19 protein-coding genes are annotated in these 20950 nt (G+C 44.2%); 11 read left to right on the forward strand and 8 right to left on the reverse strand.

Annotated features, from left to right (window positions below; translation table 11 throughout):
* The first annotated feature begins 70 nt into the window (after window positions 1–70).
* A complete protein-coding gene (locus tag K7A41_RS19145; RefSeq protein WP_265714961.1) occupies window positions 71–1009 on the forward strand; it encodes a multidrug resistance efflux transporter family protein in 939 nt (312 codons plus the stop codon).
* A 24-nt stretch (window positions 1010–1033) separates the two neighbouring features.
* Here K7A41_RS19145 and K7A41_RS19150 read toward each other — a convergent pair whose 3' ends face one another.
* The 3 genes from K7A41_RS19150 to K7A41_RS19160 all read right to left on the reverse strand — a co-directional run bounded on the left by K7A41_RS19150 (window position 1034) and on the right by K7A41_RS19160 (window position 4378).
* Window positions 1034–2821: an ABC transporter ATP-binding protein gene (locus tag K7A41_RS19150; RefSeq protein WP_265714962.1), complete on the reverse strand. Its 1788-nt coding sequence runs from the start codon at window positions 2819–2821 to the stop codon at window positions 1034–1036.
* A gap of 283 nt (window positions 2822–3104) precedes the next feature.
* Window positions 3105–3899: a S1/P1 nuclease gene (locus K7A41_RS19155; RefSeq protein WP_265714963.1), complete on the reverse strand. Its 795-nt coding sequence runs from the start codon at window positions 3897–3899 to the stop codon at window positions 3105–3107.
* Between the two features lie 17 nt (window positions 3900–3916).
* A complete protein-coding gene (locus K7A41_RS19160; RefSeq protein WP_265714964.1) occupies window positions 3917–4378 on the reverse strand; it encodes a DUF4268 domain-containing protein in 462 nt (153 codons plus the stop codon).
* A gap of 97 nt (window positions 4379–4475) precedes the next feature.
* Here K7A41_RS19160 and K7A41_RS19165 point away from each other — a divergent pair, with 97 nt between their 5' ends.
* Window positions 4476–5012 carry a lipocalin family protein gene (locus K7A41_RS19165; protein WP_265714965.1) on the forward strand — a complete coding sequence of 179 codons (537 nt, stop codon included), beginning with the start codon at window positions 4476–4478 and terminating at the stop codon, window positions 5010–5012.
* Between the two features lie 15 nt (window positions 5013–5027).
* On the opposite strand, the gene K7A41_RS19170 is transcribed toward K7A41_RS19165, so the two are convergent.
* On the reverse strand, window positions 5028–5333 hold the full coding sequence (locus K7A41_RS19170; RefSeq protein ID WP_265714966.1) for a hypothetical protein: 306 nt from the start codon (window positions 5331–5333) through the stop codon (window positions 5028–5030).
* 168 nt (window positions 5334–5501) lie between these two features.
* Window positions 5502–6806, reverse strand: a complete 1305-nt coding sequence (locus tag K7A41_RS19175; protein WP_028069487.1) for an ammonium transporter — start codon at window positions 6804–6806, stop codon at window positions 5502–5504.
* Window positions 6807–7063: 257 nt separating this feature from the next.
* On the opposite strand from K7A41_RS19175, the gene K7A41_RS19180 reads away from it, so the two are divergent.
* A complete protein-coding gene (locus K7A41_RS19180; RefSeq protein ID WP_265714967.1) occupies window positions 7064–8116 on the forward strand; it encodes an outer membrane beta-barrel protein in 1053 nt (350 codons plus the stop codon).
* A gap of 232 nt (window positions 8117–8348) precedes the next feature.
* On the opposite strand, the gene K7A41_RS19185 is transcribed toward K7A41_RS19180, so the two are convergent.
* A complete protein-coding gene (locus K7A41_RS19185) occupies window positions 8349–9716 on the reverse strand; it encodes an OmpA family protein (RefSeq protein ID WP_265714968.1) in 1368 nt (455 codons plus the stop codon).
* Window positions 9717–9785: 69 nt separating this feature from the next.
* The gene (locus K7A41_RS19190; protein ID WP_282636671.1) at window positions 9786–10193 is read right to left on the reverse strand and encodes an NUDIX hydrolase; all 408 of its coding nucleotides are present in this window, start codon (window positions 10191–10193) and stop codon (window positions 9786–9788) included.
* A 102-nt stretch (window positions 10194–10295) separates the two neighbouring features.
* On the opposite strand from K7A41_RS19190, the gene K7A41_RS19195 reads away from it, so the two are divergent.
* Window positions 10296–11315: a L,D-transpeptidase gene (locus K7A41_RS19195; protein WP_265714969.1), complete on the forward strand. Its 1020-nt coding sequence runs from the start codon at window positions 10296–10298 to the stop codon at window positions 11313–11315.
* Window positions 11316–11396: 81 nt separating this feature from the next.
* Window positions 11397–12155 carry a murein L,D-transpeptidase catalytic domain family protein gene (locus K7A41_RS19200; RefSeq protein WP_265714970.1) on the forward strand — a complete coding sequence of 253 codons (759 nt, stop codon included), beginning with the start codon at window positions 11397–11399 and terminating at the stop codon, window positions 12153–12155.
* An 84-nt stretch (window positions 12156–12239) separates the two neighbouring features.
* Here K7A41_RS19200 and K7A41_RS19205 read toward each other — a convergent pair whose 3' ends face one another.
* Window positions 12240–12899, reverse strand: a complete 660-nt coding sequence (locus tag K7A41_RS19205) for a prolyl oligopeptidase family serine peptidase (protein ID WP_265714971.1) — start codon at window positions 12897–12899, stop codon at window positions 12240–12242.
* A 275-nt stretch (window positions 12900–13174) separates the two neighbouring features.
* Here K7A41_RS19205 and K7A41_RS19210 point away from each other — a divergent pair, with 275 nt between their 5' ends.
* The 6 genes from K7A41_RS19210 (at window position 13175) to gap (ending at window position 20927) form a co-directional block, all read left to right on the forward strand.
* Entirely contained in the window at window positions 13175–14380 is a 1206-nt protein-coding gene (locus K7A41_RS19210) for a metallophosphoesterase family protein (protein WP_265714972.1), read from the forward strand.
* Between the two features lie 4 nt (window positions 14381–14384).
* Entirely contained in the window at window positions 14385–17423 is a 3039-nt protein-coding gene (locus tag K7A41_RS19215; protein WP_265714973.1) for an AAA family ATPase, read from the forward strand.
* Window positions 17424–17506: 83 nt separating this feature from the next.
* Entirely contained in the window at window positions 17507–17701 is a 195-nt protein-coding gene (locus K7A41_RS19220) for a hypothetical protein (RefSeq protein ID WP_265714974.1), read from the forward strand.
* A gap of 294 nt (window positions 17702–17995) precedes the next feature.
* On the forward strand, window positions 17996–19090 hold the full coding sequence (locus K7A41_RS19225; protein WP_051606741.1) for an AI-2E family transporter: 1095 nt from the start codon (window positions 17996–17998) through the stop codon (window positions 19088–19090).
* Window positions 19091–19293: 203 nt separating this feature from the next.
* On the forward strand, window positions 19294–19914 hold the full coding sequence (locus tag K7A41_RS19230; protein ID WP_265714975.1) for a redoxin domain-containing protein: 621 nt from the start codon (window positions 19294–19296) through the stop codon (window positions 19912–19914).
* 5 nt (window positions 19915–19919) lie between these two features.
* Entirely contained in the window at window positions 19920–20927 is a 1008-nt protein-coding gene (gene gap / locus K7A41_RS19235; protein WP_265714976.1) for a type I glyceraldehyde-3-phosphate dehydrogenase, read from the forward strand.
* Window positions 20928–20950: the final 23 nt, after the last annotated feature.

Consider the following 20950-nt stretch of genomic DNA (forward strand, 5'->3'; position numbering starts at 1 on the left):
GTTTCATTTCGAAATGAACATGCATTTGCTTACTTTCACAGAAGCAAATAAACATACGTCCTATTTATTTATGCCATTCCAATTTACAACTAAAAAAAGTAAACGTACAGCACTTTTCTTAGGTATCCTTGCGGCCTTTTTCTTCGCCAGCACCTTTGTGCTCAACCGTATTATGGCTGTATCAGGTGGCAGCTGGCAGTGGACGGCTGCGCTCCGTTTTATCTGGATGCTGCCGGTATTATTCATTATAGTCTGTTTGAGAGGCAATCTGTCTGGCCTTTTGAATGAAATAAAAGCCAATGTCGGAAAATGGCTACTTTGGAGTACAGTAGGTTTCGGACTATTCTATGCCACCCTGACATTTGGAGCAAGTTATGGCCCCTCCTGGCTGGTTGCAAGCACCTTCGAATTTACGATTATTGCCGGTATGTTTATAGGCCCCTTACTGGAAAAGAAAGGGCAACGAAGGGCCATATCCAAAGGGTCGCTTCTCTTTTCGCTTATAATATTTATAGGCATTCTTCTCATGCAGATTACCGAAGCCCAGCGTACTTCTCTGCGTTCAATATTACTCGGAAGCATTCCAGTATTGGTCGGAGCCATAGCCTATCCTCTGGGCAACCGCCAAATGATGAACATAACAGGCAACAGGCTGGATGCTTTCCAGCGCACACTGGGCATGACGCTCTGTAGTATGCCCTTTTGGATTATATTGAGTTCTTTTGCATATGTTGAAAGTGGCTGGCCGACGAATCAGCAACTTTTTCAGACAGCCATGGTTGCCCTATTCTCAGGTATTGTTGCCACCTTGCTATTTTTCACCGCTACAGATATGGTGCATACCGACCACAAGGCGCTTGCCGCCGTCGAGGCAACGCAGGCCGCGGAAGTAATTTTTACCCTTTGTGGGGAGATTATCCTGCTACATGCCGCATTCCCCAATATATATTCCTGCGCAGGTATTGTTCTGGTAGTCGCCGGAATGATTCTCCATAGCCGGTCAGGCTGAAGCTGCCAAGTGTGTGCCGACGGATCATTTGTCGAAGGAAAGTGTCTTGCTGATCTTACCGAGGTTCAAACTATTTGCCATCGCAGAAAATATAGCGTAATACGTGCCTTTGCGAGCATAGAGATCCTCATGCTTGCCCTGCTCAACGACCCGCCCCCTCTCCATCACTACAATCATATTCGAATCGATAATTTGCGATATGCTATGTGAAACAATGATGACCGTACGGTCCCTTTTAATGGCATCCAGACTGTTTTTGATCTGTTCAGTAGCAATAGCATCCAGATTAGCCGTAGGTTCGTCCAAGAAGATAATGGGAGGATTTTTCAAAAACAGGCGCGCAATGGCAATACGCTGCTGCTGTCCCCCCGATAGTAGCTGAGCATCCGACTTATATCCTTTTGGTAATTCCATAATCTGTTGATGAATATAGGCTTTCTTGGCTGCCTCGACAATTTCTTCTTTTGAACTCCCTATTTTACCGTAGGCGATGTTCTCGTATATCGTCCCTTTAAAGATATGATTACGTTGTAGTACCATGCCGACATGTTCGCGCAGATATGCCGTGTCATAATCGGCCAGGTCCACGCCGTCCAGAATTATCTGTCCGCGCGAAGGCTCATAAAATTTGTCCAGCAAATTGATCACTGTACTCTTACCCGCTCCACTGAGGCCTACCAAAGCCGTAATTTCGTTGGGCCGTATCGAAAAATTCACATTTTTCAAAGCCAATGTACCATTGGGATATGCAAAAGATACATTTTTCAATTCCAGATTCCCCTTAATGCGTACTGGACGGTAAGTGCCTCTCGATTCGATCTGTTCATCCGCTTCCAAAATCTCAAAAAAGGATTCAGAGTAGATCAGCGCATCGTTTACTTCGTCATAAATGCGGTGCAATTGCCGAATCGGTGCCGACACGTTATTAAACAGCATAATATGAAACATGATCGCGCCAATACTCATCTGTGCTGACAATACCAGATAGGCTGTCAATACGATAATGATGACTACTGCAATTTGTTCGACAAAATTTTTGATGCTATCATATAGGAAACTCGTTTTACGGGTCTGCATCTGATTTTCCGTCATTTCAAACTGAATCTTTTCGTGCCGGGCAGCCTCTTCAGGTTCGCGGACAAACGACTTGATAACCAAAATAGAATCAATCAAACTAATGATACGATTGTTTTTTGATTCACGGTAGTTTCGCATCTGCCGCCTAAAACCCGAAAGTTTTGTTGCCTGTGACTGGCTGATGTAAAGATATAACGGGATCACCGCCAGCCCCACTAGACCGACATAGACATTGGCATAAAACATGCAAGCCAACGCAATGATCGCATTGGCAAATAGCGGTAGAATATCAATAAAGAAATTTTGGACCAAGCGGGTCAATGAACTAATGCCCGCATCGATTCGCGTCGCCAGCTTTCCGCTTTCGTTGTCCGAAGAGGTATAAAATGCAAGTTTATAGCTCAGGACGCGGCTGACAATCGCCTGTGAAAAATCCCGCGCAATATAAATCCGTAATTTCTCGCCATAAAATTTCTGTCCAAACTGCACTAAGGCATAGACTACCTCTTTAAGCATCAGCACAAAACTGATGATACCGACAATATACAGCCCTTTGGACAATGGTTCCTTGGCGATCATCAGCGCGTTGATCGAATCCACTGTGTAGCGGAGAATAAATGCATTGATCTGTGCGGCAAATGACCCAACGACAGTCAACAGTAGGGTGTAAATGATCAATCTGCGGTACGGACGGGCAAAAGGAATTATTTTTTTAAACAGCTGTAGAATAGTCATGAAACACCGGCGATTATAAAAGTGAAACAAATAAAGCCCACACTTGGTTTAAAGGTAAATAGAAATTATAGAATTTTATCGGCCGTAAGCCACAATAAGCAAAATCCTTCAAGCCTTCACAAGCACTGACGCGCCAAAACAAAGTCAGAGGGTTCTTATCCCGTAGAGCTCACTTGGCACGCCGAAGGCTAAGGAAAGAGTATAAAAAAAAATGGAACCGCAGAAAAAAGGCCGTATCAAAAATTTCTGACACGGCCAAGTCCTGATGATATCGGAGGCAAGGTTATCCAAAAATACGATTAAGCACCTTAGCAAGCCGCAGCCCGCCCTTCAACAAACATTGCTCCATAACATCCTTGTTCTGGTAAACATAGGAGTACGATAAGTTAGCATTATTGGCTACATCCGCATAAATTTTCTCAGCAAGCTGGTTAGACTCGTACAGCCAGTTGGACAGTTCTCCCGCCGCAAGCTCTTTGTTCTCCTCTTTGCTTCTGACGTCAAGCACCGTCGCGTATTCCGTATAGCTGTATTTCTCATTGTCCACCAAATCGCTATCCCAAACACGATGGATATTCGATTTCTTTCCGAACCAGCTTACTTCAATTTTATTTCCGCCCTGATCTTCTGCCCTACTGACATGCATGGGCTGATGTGCATCCCCTAAAATATGGATCAGGAAGTAGAGATTCTGTTTTTGCTGTTCCATGGAGATTGTTTTATCTGCGAAAGATTTCTCCAAACGGATAGCTGTCTTATACAAATTTTCATCTGCAGAATTATCCAAGCCCAACTGGAACTCGGCCCAGGGCAAGTTTGCATGTAAATTTATAAAATGAGAATTGCCAAGCTTTTTAAATTCTGGCCTTGGGTCTGATTTAATGAAATCGCCCCAATTCGCCCAATAAGCCAATTTCTGCTGTCCAATGATTTTTCCAATCTTCTTCTTTGCTTTTTTATTCAAATGGCGTTCAGCTATTTCGGCCACGACACGGTGCCCGATCGTCCCCCAGGCGAATACCGATGAAAGCTGAAAACACAACACGAGAGCAAGCATCCCCTTAATCATTTTTTTCATTGTTCTATCTATTATAATTATTTGAAAATATTGAAAGCATATTTTGCGTCCGACCAAAATTCATCCAGCGCTATAATTCTCGATTTAAAAAATGAGATCAGTGTGCCCCATTCTGATTCATCGAAAATACTGTGTCCTTCCAGTACCGTGTAAATCTGACATACCGGTCTGCCATATTCATCATGGCTATCCATTTCCCATGTCCATTCTTCTCCGAGAATCGCGTGGAGCACAGCCTTGAATTGCATAAATTGCTCCGCCATTAAAGCGCGGATTCCAGCATCAGGCTGCGACCAGCTGATCGCAATCTTCGCCTCGTTTTTGTCAGCATCCATTCTGAAGTACAAGTGCTTAATTCCGGTTTTGTAGTTAACCCAGTTCACTTTCTCCCCGTCCGCTGACGGGTGCAAAACCATAAATTGGCCAAACTTAGTCCAGAATAGTTGTTTTATCTGCTTTACTTCGTCTCTAGAGTACACATTTCTATTTTTAAGTCACAAAATTAAGAAAATAGCTTGGGATGCCTAAACCATAACGCTATTTAAATTGTTGTTTTACCAACAAAGGATAAAAAAAATGAACTTAGATAAGAAAAAGTCTTTACTCTTGCTTGGTGCGGTGGCGCTTGGCACTGTGGCCTACAATGCATTGAAACCCGTCGTATCACGTCCTGATGTCGTCGAGCCTTTTAACCTCGATAAATATCTCGGAAAATGGTATGAGATAGCCCGTCTTGACTTCCGATGGGAAAGAGGCCTCAGTCAGGTCACGGCCGAATACAGTAAAAATAAGGACGGAAGCATCCGTGTCAACAATCAAGGGTATTCCGAAGAAAAAGAACGCTGGAAGCAATCTCTCGGCAAAGCAAAGTTTGTCAATGGGCCACAAAAAGGTGCCCTGAAGGTATCTTTCTTCGGCCCATTTTATAGCGGATATAACATTGTCAGAATAACTCCAGATTACAAATACGCTCTTATTTTCGGCGACACCCTCGATTATATGTGGATTTTAGGAAGAGATACCGAAATCCCGGATAAGATCAAAAATGAATTCTTAACGTATGCATTGCAATGCGGATACGAAACCGGTAAGCTTGTGTGGACAAAACAGTAATGTCTGGACAAAACGCTAGTCGAAAATTGGAGCAATCACCTGATAATTCAATGTTGGATCCCCGGCCACAACCTCAGCAATCTCGTGGAGGTCCTTTTGGCTAATGCGGTTTCTGACGCCGGCATTGTACAAATTTGCCAGAAATAAAGCCGCCTCAAGTTTATCTTCGGGCAACAAAATCGAACTGCCGACATAAAAGTTGAGAACAGATACAGCATAATCGCCGAATATGTGGAAACCAAATTCGCCACTCTTCTGTAGTGAATGGCGCATCATTTTCTCAAAATCAGAACGCAGTGTTTCTTTTATAGCATCTTTCATCAATAAAGTTCGTTATAAAACCTTTCGGCCAAAATGTGTTCAGACTGCAGGGCGATGTATTTCCAGGCCTTGTGACGAACAACCAAACAGAGCAAAAATGCAAAAAAAATCCCAAACAAAGCAGTTTCAACGCTTTGTTTGGGATTGCTTATTCAAAAAAGAACGGTATTAGAGCGCTTCAGCGTGCTGAGTTACATCAAGACCCAGCTCTTCCTCTGTTTCCTCAACACGTAAAGGCGAAATGAGATCCGTCACCTTCAGAAGGATCAAAGACCCTACAAAGGCAAAGAAGGACACCGCAAATAGCGCTACCGTGTGAACGATAAACAGCTTTGTTTCACCAAAGAATAGACCATTGTCGGCTACAATCGGATTGACATTGTGATGCGCAAACACCCCAGTCAGTATCATACCGACCATCCCCCCTACACCATGACATGGAAACACATCCAGTGTATCATCTATGCTGGTTTTACTGCGCAAATAGACAACCAGGTTGCTGACCAGCGCGGCAATTAAACCAATGACCATCGCATGCGGTATACTAACAAAACCAGCTGCCGGTGTAATGGCAACAAGTCCAACGACAGCGCCAATACATGCGCCCATTGCGGATGGTTTTTTGCCTCGGATGATATCCACAAATATCCAGGCCATGGCCGCCATCGCTGAAGCCGTCGTCGTCGTCGCAAAGGCATAAGCCGCCAGACTATTGGCTCCTCCTGCTGACCCTGCGTTGAATCCAAACCAGCCAAACCACAATAATGCTGTGCCTAGAATAACATAGGTAATACGCGCCGGATTATGTGTTTGCGTCTTACGGCCTTTTAAATAGATAGCCGCAGCCAACGCTGCCCAACCAGCGGACATATGGACTACAGTGCCCCCGGCAAAATCGAGTACGCCAAATTTTGCCAATATACCTTCTGGATGCCAGGTCGCATGTGCTAGCGGCATATATATAAAAATTCCGAATAGAATAATAAATAACATATATGAATTGAAACGAATCCGTTCAGCAAAAGCACCGGTAATCAGCGCAGGCGTAATAATCGCGAATTTCAGCTGGAACATAGCAAACAACACCAACGGAATTGTTGGTAAAGCGCCCCATGCGACCTCCCCAAGCGTGCCTTTCATCATAAAAAAAGTCGCGGGATTACCGATAATACCGCCAATATCTTCACCAAACGCCAAACTGAAACCGAAAATAACCCAGAGAATAGTCATCAGACACATGCAGATAAAACTTTGCATCATGGTCGAAATAACATTCTTTTTGCTCACCATACCACCGTAAAAAAATGCCAGTCCCGGCGTCATGATCAGCACCAATGCCGACGAAGTCAGCAGCCATGCGGTATCTCCTGTATCAAACTCCACTTTCTCAAGTGCAGTCAAATCTATGGAGGGAAATAAAAGTCCTAATACACCCAAAAGTACAAGAACCAAAAGTGGAATAATTTTTTTCATTTGTTTAAACTGATTAGCTTATTAATACATCAATAAAGTTGTTAAAAAAATACAAAAACAAAACAAAAACCCTTTCTCATTTATTGTTTTGACAAATATAAACTCTTTTTATTAAAAAAATAGTATCAAAAATTATTTTTTGTTATTTTTTTTACATAATTTCACAAAAACAAATACAAAAACCAACCAAAAACCCTAAAAACAGCCATTTTAAAACACAAAAAAATTAAAAACATCAAACTTAAACCAAAAACGACATGAAAAACACCTACCTAATTCTATTTTTATTGATATTTTCTGTAAAAACTCTAAAATCACAAGAAGATAACAAAGAAAAACCGTTAGAAATATCAGGATCAGTAGATACTTACTGGAAATATGACTTCCAGAACAAACCAAACATCAATACCTATTTTACTGAAGACAACAATTCCGTGTCTATTGGAATGGTTGATCTAGCCTTAAAAAAGAGTTTCAAGAAAGCTTCTTTTGTTGGTGAACTTTCTTTTGGCCCACGCGGACAATACCGGTCCATTATGAATGGCGATGGCCAGCCCGGAGATGATAAAAACAGTTTCCATATCCAGAATCTGTACGTAGGATATAATCTTACAGACAAACTCAATCTTACAGCTGGTTTTATGGGTACATTCGTGGGATTTGAAGTTATCTCTCCAACATATAATTTTCATTACTCCACCTCCTATCTATTTGGCGCCGGCCCCTTCCAGGATGCCGGATTGAAAGCGACCTATAGCTTCTCCGATAAGTTTGCGCTAATGGTCGGTATTTTTAATGACTGGAATGTCTATCAGGACATGAACGGCGTTTCTCATGTAGGTTCCCAGTTAACGTACAGACCAAACGAGAAAGGTAGCTTTTACCTCAACTTCCTGACAGGATCTTCAGCCGGCGGCAAATCAAACTATAGCTCGGGAACTCTTGTTGATTTTGTAGGCAATTACGACTTTACGCCTAAATTTTATTTAGGCCTGAATGCCACTCATTACAAAAAAATGGATGATGGTGGCTATACCGGCGTAGCGCTTTATCCACGCTACCATTTCTCTGAGCACTTCGGACTGGGACTTCGTGAAGAGTTTTTCCAGACCCATAAAGAGGAAGCCAATGGTATTGAAAGCGCCAATATGTTAGCAACGACACTCACTGCAGAATATAATTATCACGGGTTTAAATTTATTCCGGAAGTACGGATAGACAGAAGCAACCGGGAAAAATTTATTAAAAATGATCTTTCTCCGACCAAATCTGCTGGCCAATTTTTATTAGCCTGTGTGTATAGCTTCTAAATCACACTTACCGACGCAAGTATATACCCAGCTGCTATTTGTTCAAGATAAAATAGCACATACAGTACAGCGCCTGGAGTCAGTAATAAAAAAAAGGAGCGGCATCCGGCCATCAGGCGGATACCGCTCCCTTTTTGTTGGGGCCTAAAATCGCACAACAGTCCACCGCAGGGCATTCAGCCTGTACGGCAGCACGACGTATCTTGCTGCCTGTGCAGCAGATCCAAAAACGTTACCGTACACTGACCGAAACGTGCCGGTCCAATATCCGGTCTGCTTCAGGAGCGTCTGCAGGATACTTTGCAAATTGCGAACCATATCCTTCCGCCCCGACAACCTGTTTAGCAAGTCCCGATTTATCAAGATAATCTTTTACAGCGTTGGCACGGTCCAACGACAGTTTTTTATTATATTCCTCATTGCCCGTCCTGTCGGTATACCCACCGATTTTGACATGCGCAGCGGGAAAAGACTTGAGGATGGCAACCAAATTGCGGAGCTGCACCTCGCTCTCAGGTAAAACCTTTGCGGTTCCGGTTTCAAAATTGAGATTGTCAAAATCAAACCAAGTATTCTTTAAGGAATCTTCACCCAGGGCCATATAATCGGATTTCAGAAACTGCACCAGACGGTCTTCGATACCACCTTTAAAAGCGGTTAACTTACTGCCATCCGGCAAATCCACATCAAGCTGCTGGCGCGCAGGCATAGATGTATTCGTGCCGGCGACCGCTCCCGAATCAAGCTGCACCTGATTCGTGCTGGTATCTGTTGCGCCATCCTTTTTGCCACCACTGCAACCTTTGCCAAATAAAAACCATAACAAAGCCACAACGATCAACGCAACCACGATCTTCCACCAGCCACCGCCCGAGGAATTTGCCGTCGTCATTGCCGCTTTTGCGTCATCCGACCTCGGCAGAGACAGCGGTTCCTTGTGCGCGCCCAATTCTGTTGCGGGATCTATTCTGCCAGCCCCTCCAGATATACTGCCAGAATCGCCTGCTGTTGCCCCTGCCCCGATGTTGGACACGGGTTCATCGGAAGCCGAAAAGACTCCACCATCAAATAACTTCCCAAATGCCCCTAGGCCCAGACCGGCCGGCACAGCAGCGGCAAACGACGCTTTATTTTCCCGCAAATGCTGGGTTATGGCGCTAGGGCCCCAATTCTGCCCTTTATTCGTCAGACTGGAAAAGACAGCAGGAAGCGACACCTGCATCAGCTGCTGTATGGCCGAACCGCTAAAGCCGAGATAGCCTCCCAAGCTGCTCAATACCGTTTCGAGCCCGCCGCCAAATATAGAACTGAGCATGCCGCCCGACTCCGCGGCAGGCACTTCAGTTTCTTGCGTAGCAGACGAATTGCCTCCAAAGAGATTATCGAAGTCAAATCCCGCAAAATGCTGTTTCGCACGATCTAGAATACCTGCAATACCGCCGCTTTCCGCCTGTTGACCTAGACCTAAGAACAAGGCTGGCACAACAGCGTCCACACCCTGTTTTACCTGTTCCTTATCCTGATGCAGATGCTGACTAAGGCGGTTCAGAACCTCCTCATTAAAATAGTCCTTTGCTCCTTTTAAAAGCTGATTTTCCATAATTTTGTTTATTGATTCAAACAATCAACAAACAAAAACTTAAATTGTTCATAACCAGAATCTAATTGATCAAAAGACACCCGACAGCCACTTCGGAACAACGAACTCAGCTGCCAGATGAGCCAACCGATAAACTTGCCAATGTTCCTTACTTATCCACACGACCTCTTCCAGCTCTGCCTGAGGTCGAAAGACAGTCTCCATTCCCAATGTCAGGGCATAAATATGCCCCTCGACCAGCGTATCCGGCTCGTTCACGGCCTGTGTCACATGATTGCCGATGAAACGTAGCGCTGTCACCTCTACATCCAGCCCCAGCTCTTCTTTTAGCTCCCTTGTAAGTGCAGCGATGTCTGATTCACCAGCTGCAATTTTCCCACCCGGCAGCTGGAAATAAGCCGAACCCCGCTTACGCACCATCAACATATTGCCTGCCGGCGACAATATCATCGCCGAACAGATCACGATCTTGTTCATATCTTTCACTTGAAGAGACAAAACTAACTTTTTACCAAAACATTTAAAAAATATGTTTTATTCTTATATTTAAAGAACAAATTAGAAATATATTATCCATATATGAAGCCAGGATTAGCAACTCTTATACTTAACCTATTATTGCTGACACTGGGCTGCCAGCAGGAACACAAAAACGCAGTGCACAAAGAGCAGCCTATCAAGCATTCCAACGAAGCTCCCGTCGTCAAACAGCCAGAAAAACCTAAAATGGTCACTGCCGATGATATTATCATCAAAAAAGATCTGCTTTACGAAAAGTACAGCCTCGAAGACACTTACCCGTATAAGGATACCATCAGGAGCTTTCAGTGGGATAAAATAAAAACACAGCTGGCTTTTGTGGAAAATTTTCAACGCCATCCTTCCCGATATGGGGTACTACAAAATTATCAGAATGAGAAGGGTGAAGCACCGACAATAAAGAACTTTAAACGTGATTCTTACAAACGGGTTTCAGACAGTTTCAACGTCGAGCGGTATCAAGCCGCACCTCTATATGATGTCACAACAGACCAACTCGTACGCTATGGACGTGACGGCTGGCTGGTGCAGGTTGTGGGTGCGGATACCCTAGCAAGAGTACCTATTGCCGGTGTATCTTTTGAGGGAAAATACACCGTCCCCAAAAGATACCTTCGCCTGATAAATGACAGTGTACAATTCAACGTCATCAATATCGTCGATGTAAGCAACCAAAACATATGCACATTGGAAAAGGTAGGCAAGGAATGGCTGATACGCAGCATGAACCCGGCCACCACAGGTCGCCACAAGCCCCCTCACGCCCAAGAAACTCCCACGGGACTATTTGTCGTCCAGCAACACAAGTCCAAGATGTTCTATTTCGAAGATGGCACGCGTACCTACGGCGGTTTCGCCCCATACGCAACCCGTTTTACCGCAGGTGCCTACATCCACGGTGTTCCGGTCAATGACCCGAATGGCCGCATCATCGAATACAGTGAGAGTCTGGGAACGACGCCCAAATCCCATATGTGTGTTAGAAACGCCTCGTCACACGCCCAATTTGTCTATAAAAGGTCAAAAGACCTCTCTTCGCTCGTAATTGTTATTGATTAACACTATTTAACATTCTGTAAATCAAATATGTATTAATTTTAATATTATTTTTGTAAACATCTACACAGAAAAGGGAGGAGAATGGGAAATACGTTTATGTTTCTTTTGATGGCACTCAATACAGCCTTGTCTTCAAAAGAAGAGTTAAAAACAACAGATCAACAAACCAATATTTATCATGTCAATGTCGAACGTCAGCGAACAGAAGTAGATTCGCTATATGACGAAATGAACCTAAGCCCTGTATTAAAATATGAGGCATTCCGACAGGCAATGGAAGGCAGAAAGGAAATTCCAGCACATAATAAAGATATTATGACAGTCATCGATTTTTCCTTGGCTTCTACCGAAAAAAGGCTCGTTGTACTCGATTTAAAAAACAAAAAGATGCTGTTCCATACCTTGGTATCGCACGGTAAGAACAGCGGCGAAAATTATGCCGTCGATTTTTCAAATCAGCAGGAATCGCTAAAAAGTTCTTTAGGCTTTTTTGTGACAGAGAATACTTATAATGGTGAAAATGGCTACTCTTTGGTATTAAATGGTCTGGAAGAAGGGATAAATGACAATGCCAAAGCACGCTACGTAGTGATGCACGGTGCAGATTACTGTAGTACAGGCACCATTGCAAGCCTTGGCAGACTGGGTAAAAGCTACGGTTGTCCGGCAGTGCCCAGAGAATATGCCGGCCCCATCATCAATACTATCAAGGACGGGACACTGTTGTTTATCTATGCAGATAACGATGAATATTTGGCCAAGAGCCGTCTGATTCATCAGCCAAACATTTTGATGGCGCATTATCAAAGGAAACAGGCAGTCCATGCAGATGAAGGATAGCATAAAAAAATCCTGATGAACGAATCATCAGGATTTTTTTACGGCCAGCCTCATAGCACTAAATTTTCATCCCACCTCAGCGCATTAAGACTTATGTTTTTTTCTGAATTTTAACATCCAATTATAAATCGCATCATCGTGAAATAGACGTTCCACACTACCATGTGTACCACCTTTGATGACATTCAGACTAACCTCAGCATCCGGATCTGCTTTCTTTATTGCATTCATGATCTTACGCGATTCAGAAATAGGGACCGCCCGGTCAGCAGTGCCATGATGTAGCCAGATAGGCACCTGTGTTAAGTTGACCGCATACTGACTGGATCCGCCGCCACAGATAGCCACAGCCGCAGCAATTCGTTCAGGATATTTTCCCGCCACATCCATGGTGCCGTAACCTCCCATGCTCATACCGCAGACATAAATGCGGTCCGGGTCAGCATTATAATGCTCAATGGCATAATCCACTATTTCGATCACCTTGTCCGGATCCCAGCCTCCTCGCGACTGGGGAGCCACAACGATACCGGGAACCTCTTGCCCCTTGTTTATAGCATAGAGAACGCCATAGTGTTTTACCCGGTCGAGATTGCTCCCCGACAAGCTCCTCCCATGAAGAAATACGAAAAGTGGCTGTTTTTCCAGATTCTCAGCTGAATTGACATTTTTCAGTAGAAATGGATACGCAGTTACGCCCCGTATCGCCTGTATTTCCTGTGCGCCTAACGAGCTGAAAAACATAGTTAAAACGCACAAAAAGAAATAAAACTTATACATAATACTAATTTCGTCTACGATTATTTAGCTTAATTTGGAGCATTAAAAATACAATTTAATGATTTTTAGACAACGCATTTAACAACTTTTAACATTTTACCCATACCTGTTATACCATGGACAAAAGCGCAGATAGGACGTCTTCAAGATGGGTTAGACTGGTCTGATCTGCAAATTTTATTGCATATCAGATCAAATTTATCTTAGTTTGTATTATTGACGCTAATATCATCGACATCATGAAAATATTGCATACCGCCGACTGGCATTTAGGGAAACGACTGGACAGCTTTTCGCGGATGGATGAGCAGATAGCAGTGATGGAAGAAATCATTCGGCTAGCTGACGAGCAGGATGCCGATCTCATTATTATCGCCGGTGATCTTTTTGACGCATTCAACCCGGGCGTTGAGGCCATTGAACTCTTCTACAGGACCATCAAAAGGCTGGCGAAAAATGGCATGCGCCCCGTCATCGCGATCGCGGGCAACCATGACTCACCTAACCAGATCGATGCCCCCGATCCTTTGGCGCGCGCATCAGGTATCATATTGATCGGACACCCGCAAGCTATGGTAGCTCCGTTTACCACCGAAGGCTTTTCCGTTCTGCGCTCGGACAAGGGTTTTATTGAACTACAGATCAACCACTTTGACTATCCTATCCGAATCATTCATACAGCATATGCCAACGAAATCCGTCTCAAGCAGTATCTGGGTGAAGACAAAGAAGTACAGCTGAATAAAGCGCTGGCAGCCAACTGGAAGCAGTTGGCAGAAACCTATTGTGATGACCAGGGTGTCAATATACTGACAGCTCACCTCTATATGAATAAATACGGCATGGCCCTACTCGAGGAGCCTGATGGCGAAAAGCCGATTAAAATAGGCAACGCCGACCTGATTTATGCGGAGTCCATCCCACCGCAGATTCAGTATACGGCCTTAGGTCATATCCACGGGTATAAAAACATCGGCACGGTAGACAAGCCCGCTGTTTATGCCTCGTCTCCACTATGTTATAGCTTTTCGGAAGCGGGGCAGACCAAATACGTCGTTATGATCAATGCCGTACCAGCCACCAATGTCACGGTCGAACGCATCCCATTAACACAGGGAAAACCACTGATCCGGAAATCATTTGACGATATTGCCGAATGTGTCGGCTGGCTATCCGACAATCGGGATGCACTGGTGGAACTCACCTTGAGATCCACTACCTTCCTGAAAGCCGAAGACCGCAGGCTGATCTATCAAACCCATCCGGGCATCGTTTATCTGATCCCTGTGGTACAACAGGAGGAAACAAATGCCCCCGACACAAAAGAAATTCGTCTCACAGAGGATATTTCAACGCTGTTTAAGGACTACTTCAGATCGAAAAATGCCAATCAGGCACCAAACGACGACATCCTCGACCTTTTCCGCGAAATACTAAATTCTTAATTGCATGATTCCATTAAAGTTAATTGTAGAAGGCTTATACTCTTACCAACAACGTCAGACCATCGATTTTAGCGAACTGTCGGAGGCTGGCCTATTTGGTATTTTTGGTGCGGTAGGTTCGGGTAAATCATCCTTACTGGAAGCTATTACCTACGGCCTGTATGGTGAGACTGAAAGACTCAATGCGCGCGACAAACGCGCGTATAATATGATGAATCTCAAATCCAACCGCTCCTATATCGAGCTTGACTTTGTCAACTTTGAAAATCGTGTATTCAAGGTCACAAGGGAATTTAAGCGCAATTCTAGAAATTTTGAGGATGTCAAGTCTCCGACAGTCGTCTTATACGAACAGATCGAAGGACAATGGATCCCGCTGGAAAGCAGCAACGTCCAAGCGGTCATCGGATTGAGCTATGAGAATTTCAAACGGACAATTATAATTCCTCAGGGACAGTTTAAGGAATTCATAGAACTGGGAGCTAAAGAACGTACAGATATGATGAAAGAGATCTTCCAGCTTCACCGCTTCGATCTGCAGGATAAGGTCTCCCATCTTTATAAAAATAATCAGTCCGAACTGGATCAGCTCAATGGTCAGTTGCTGGGATTTGAAGGTATCACCGATGAACATGTCCAGACAACACGCGCACGATTACAGGAAGAACAGCAGGCCTTTGCGGCTGCCGAGCAGCAAAATAAAGTTATTCAAGAGCAGTATCAGACCCTGAAAAACCTAAAAGAAGACTTTCTGGAACTGGAGAGAATAAAAGATATATTTCAGGAACTTTCCACGCAACGTACAGCAAAAGAAGATTTGCGTAAACACGTGATGCGTTATGAAGCGGCACATGCTACTTTTTTTCACCTGATTAAATCAAAAGAGAAGTTAGATCAGGAAAATCAGGAGCAATACCAGCAGCTACAGGCCGCAACGGCAAAATGGAAAGCAACGCAAATACAGACACAGGAGTTATCCGATCGACTTGCCGAACTCAGAGCTCAGTACGACAGTTTGCCACAACGGCGCACAAGTGAACTGGACCTGGAGCTGATACTACAACTGCTGGTCTTTTCGGATGAAATTAAAACACTAAAAGAACGTGCGGAAAAAGGGCGGAGTTTTGTTCGGGAGGCCAAGCGAGCGCAGCTGCAATGGAAATCCAGGATTCAGGAGACCGAAGCCATGCTTGATCAGCTGAAAAGGTCCAGACCCCCGGTCGACGAGTTGATGGCGGTGGGTCAATGGTATACGACACAACAGAACATCCTGCAGCAGGAAGTGGAACTCACCCAGCAATATCATGAGCTGGCGACCTCAATAAGCGTCCTGCGGGAGGAACAGGAAGCCCTGCCGATCAATAGCGAAGACCTGGAAGCTGATTATCAGCGTGTATTGATGGAACTCGAAACCAAAGCCAGCAAACTGCAGGACGAGAAAGCACATTTATTACTGCAACAAAGACTAACCCAGTTTGCCTCAGACCTAGCTGATGGATTCCCTTGTCCCCTATGCGGTTCGCTTGATCACCCTGCTGTGGCTATTGGCGACGATATTACCGAAGAGCTTAATGAAAACAATCGCTTGACTACGGAAATCAATGCACTGATCAAGCTGAAGATCGAACAAAAATTTCAGGCCGGTAAACTGCTGTTCCGTCTACAGGCTTTAGAGGAGCAATCTACGGAAATTCAGCGCAAACTGCAGCTTGTCCATAACAGCAAATCTGATCATTTGAAGCAATTTATCTGGCCGAATTATAAGAGTGAAGACTACGCTGGGTATTTAGCTAAAAAACAACAGCTTGCAGCAATAGAAAACCAGATCACCAATGCCGAAGAACTGCTTGTCAAGCAACAGCAGAACTTAGCAGACATTGAAGAAAAGCTGGAAAAATACAACAAAAAATTAAGTGAATTTGAAGTCGATGAGGCGAAAAAACAGGCACAGATCAGTCAAAATCTGGATAACTTAAAGTTGCTGTCCTGGTCAGATTACCGATCCAGAGAGCAGGCGACGGTAAAAAATGAGTATGAACAGTTAAAGGCTTCCAATTTGCGTTTAGAGCAGGATTATACAGCATTGTCCAACAGATTAAACGCGGTCAATAGTGAACTTGCTGCACAAAATAGCCGTATGCTGGCGCTCAGTGACCAGCTGACCAAAATCAATGACGAAAGGCAACAATTAGCGAATAATATCCAGCTGCTGCTTCAGAGCTCAGCTTTCGAAAGTATCGAAGAAATCAAAGCGCTACTTGCAGAAGAACTGCCCGTTCAGAAGATCCGAGCAGAACTCGAACAGTTTCAGATCCAAGTGGAGACAACGAGAGCACAAATCAGTCAGCTGGAGAAAAAGCTGGCGGACCAAGTTTATGATGACGACTTGTTTCAGCGGCAGCAAACAGCCGCCGGGGAGGCCCTGCAACAATTGAAGTTGCTCACCGAACAGGTTGCACGGTCCGGGCAAGAACTCCTCCAGCTGGAAGCGGCTCTTGAAAAAAAGAAAGTTTTGCTACAACAACAGGCCAAATTAAGCTTGCGTAATGATAATTTAAAACAGCTGTTTAATTTATTCAAGGGAGCAGGTTTCGTCCAATATGTATCTTCTATCTACCTACGACAGCTATGTGATCACGCCAACATCCGTTTTCACCGTATGACCCGCAATCAGCTCAGCTTGCAGATCAATGATAACAATGATTTTGAAATTATCGACTATCTGAATGAAGGCAAAAGCCGTAGCGTAAAAACCCTGTCCGGAGGCCAAGCCTTTCAGGTCTCCCTAAGTCTCGCTCTGGCACTGGCAGAAAGCGTACAGTCCAACACACGGGCCAGTAAAAACTTCTTTTTTATTGACGAGGGATTTGGTACCCAAGACATTGCCTCTGTCAATATTGTCTTCGAAACCTTGCTGGAGCTTCGGAGGGAAAACCGCATAGTCGGCATCATCTCCCACGTAGAAGAATTGAAAGAGCGTATCCCGATTTCACTTTCCATTGAAAAAGACGAAGAGCATGGCAGCCAGATTTATATTAATTAGTTGATCATGTAAAAGTTATTTTGTATTTTAGTTATAGAGGCGGTCTCCGATACAGTCGCCTCTATAACCAAAAAACGAAGATTATGGGCTTATTTTCAAACAATCGAAAAGGGAAAGGGTCTCATCCATTTTTTCATAAGACGAGCAAAACGGTCGTTGGCTCAGGTCCTGATAAAGGCAATGTAGAGGGAATACGTACGCATTCGACATTATTAGTCAAACAATACGATATACTCCATATCCTTAAAGAGATTCTTATGCCGCAGAATCAGAATTAAAATCGGCCGGCGCAAAGTGATTTTAAACACATGAGGCTATTACTCCGTTCATCCCCTACCTCTCTCCGGGATTGCCTATCCTATGGCCCATTTTCACAACTGGAAGCAGCAAGGTACAGATATACAAGTGGCCATATGATTGATGTCAGCTGGAAACTTTGCCTAAAGACAAAAAGAATATTAAAAAGTCATTGAAATTATAAAAAAGGAAGTTTAATTTAACAATATAAAACTTTTCTATAAAAATATTGTCATACGATAAAACACACAACAACCTCATAGTGATATAAACAGATGAAGTACAAACAAATAAACAACAATTCGATCAATCAGATTATGCTCATCATTATCATCCTGCTGATCTGCATATTGATATTCACCAGTTTATTCTATTATCTTCCGGGCTTTCTTGGCGCAGTGACCTTATACATTTTGTTTCGCAAAGTTAATTTTAAACTCACCGAAGAGCGCAAATGGAACAAATCGCTGGCAAGTCTGCTGCTTATCCTGCTAACGCTTATCTTTCTGGTCGGCCCACTTTACCTACTGATCAACTATATGGTCCCCCAGGTGACCGATGTCATTAATAACAAAGATGAAATCATACAGAAATTTGATTCCATAAAGACCTATTTTAAAGACAACCCTTACCTCAGTAATATCGACCTGTCTGATTCGGCATTAATGGGTGCGCTGCAGCGTGCGGCCAAATTTATTCCCAATATCCTCAATTCGGTTGCAGAAGTAGGTGTTAACACACTGGTTGCGCTATTCGTGCTATACTTTATGTTGGTCAGCAGTAAGCAGCTTGAGCAAACTATTTACAGGGCCATTCCATTTTCTACGACCAGCAAAGCCGAACTATGGCAGGAGTTTGACATGATGGTGAAGTCAAACGCAATAGGCATTCCGATCCTGGCAATGTGTCAAGGGGTAGTCGCAGGAATTGGTTACTGGTTTTTTGGTCTGGAGAACCCTATCTTTCTTGGCATTTTGACCGCGGTATCTACCATTATCCCCATATTGGGAACTATGGTCGTGTATATTCCCGCCGCAGTATTTTTGCTGGCCAACGGTCAGTCAGGGAACGCGATCGGTCTGGCTTTGTATGGAATTATTATCATCGGAAGTATTGACAACGTACTTCGTTTTACCATATTGAAGAAGCTGGGCGATGTACACCCGCTGATCACCGTTTTTGGCGTGCTGCTGGGATTAAATCTATTTGGTATGCTGGGCTTAATATTCGGCCCCCTAATCCTATCCTGTGTCGGTGTACTGCTTAAGGTATATAGCATCGAATTTGGACGGGGGACACCGGAAATCATACAGTCCACCTCCTTGACAGAACCGACCAGCCCGCCGGACATTATCGACAGCACGAAATAAACAGTGCACGCCTCCATAAGGCTATTTGCCGTAAAGATAACCAGCAAACTGTCATAACTGAAGATTGCTTACCGCTTAATTCTATTTTTTTTATAGTTTTGAACTTCCAACGGCCAAGCTAAGGAACGGCTTTTCGCAGGAGAATACTGATGCAAGGCTGATAAAAATTAAATCCCGAAACGGATGAAAACAAAACGTAGTCTATGAACAAAAAAATAATTTTAGGATTAACCGCTGCGCTTACGGCGGGTATGCTTTATTCATGTAACAACGCGGGAAGCCAAAAGCAGGATACTGCGTCTGGTACGGCGCAGGAAAGTAGTTCGGGAGATCATGACCATACCGGACACGACCACGCAGACCATGACCATGGACAGACTTCGCCAACGCCGTCCTCGGGCCCGGCAGCGATTCTCCCTAACTTTGCTTTCTATCAGCTCCGCTCAGGCATACGGGTGACCAACGAAAATCTGGCGAAAGATAAAAACACCGTATTTATCCTATTCGATCCCGGATGTAGCCATTGCCAGCATGAAGCTGCTGAACTGGAGAAAAATATCGAGCGCCTCAAAGACATCAATATCTTCTACATCTCCATGAACGATCCGGCATTGGTATTAGGCTTTTTCGACTCCTTTGCTCCAAAATTATCCAAATCGTCAAACGTAGAAGTGCTGATTGACAAAGATCAAACATTCATTCAGAGCATCCATGTGCCATCACAGTTTCCGGCCAACTATGTTTATGGTGCTGACGGAAAACTGAAAGCACACTGGGAAGGGGAAAAAAATATTAACGAAGCAATCGCTCAGTTTCATAAATAGCCGCCATGCTCAACATCGCGATAAACGGATTTGGCCGGATAGGCAGAAACACGCTGCGCAACATTTCGCTACGGAAAGCGTCGGACCAGCTACGTGTAGTGGCTATCAACGACCTGACCGATACAGAGACCTTGGCCCATTTATTTAAATACGATTCCGTACACGGCCCTTTTTCTGGTGATGTCAGCCATGATGACAATCACATTATCGTGGACGGACAAGCCATTCTGGTCCTTAACGAAAGGGATCCGGCTCTACTTCCCTGGAAGTCCCTGAATATCGATGTCGTTATCGAATCGACAGGTCATTTCACGGGTCGGGAAAAAGCGTCCCGTCACCTCGATGCGGGAGCGAAACAGGTCATCATCTCAGCCCCACCGACAGATAGGGACATTCCTACAGTTGTCCTTGGTATCAACGATCAGGAAATAGACCTCTCCGCGCCTATTCTTTCCAATGCCTCATGTACGACCAACAATGTCGCACCGCTGGTCAAAATACTAGACGACCATTGGACAATAAAAGACGGGTACATCACCACAGTTCACTCGATGACCGGAGATCAGAATCTACATGATGCTCCACATAAAGATTTACGCCGCGCGCGTGCTGCATCCGCAGCTATTATTCCGACAACCACAGGTGCGGCAAAGGCGATTACCAACGTCTTTCCACATTTACAAAACAAACTCGGAGGAGCCGGTATCCGGGTCCCGGTATTAAATGGATCGTTGACAGATTTTACCTGTACCCTGGAGAAGGAAACTAGCGTCGAAGAGATTAATAAAGCTTTTAAGACTGCTTCAGAAAATGAATTGAAGCAAGTGCTTTATTATACAGAGGATCCGATTGTTTCTGTAGATATCATCAACAATCCTTACTCCTGTATTTTTGATGCACAGCTGACTTCAATTGTCGGCGGGCTCGTAAAAGTTGTAGGCTGGTACGATAACGAATTTGGTTACTCCAACCGCTTGGTGGATTTACTGATGAAGATTGACGAAATACGATAACAAAAATCCCGTATGCCGTCATA

It is taken from the genome of Sphingobacterium sp. InxBP1, from assembly GCF_026191775.1.
In the GTDB taxonomy this organism is placed as follows: domain Bacteria; phylum Bacteroidota; class Bacteroidia; order Sphingobacteriales; family Sphingobacteriaceae; genus Sphingobacterium; species Sphingobacterium thalpophilum.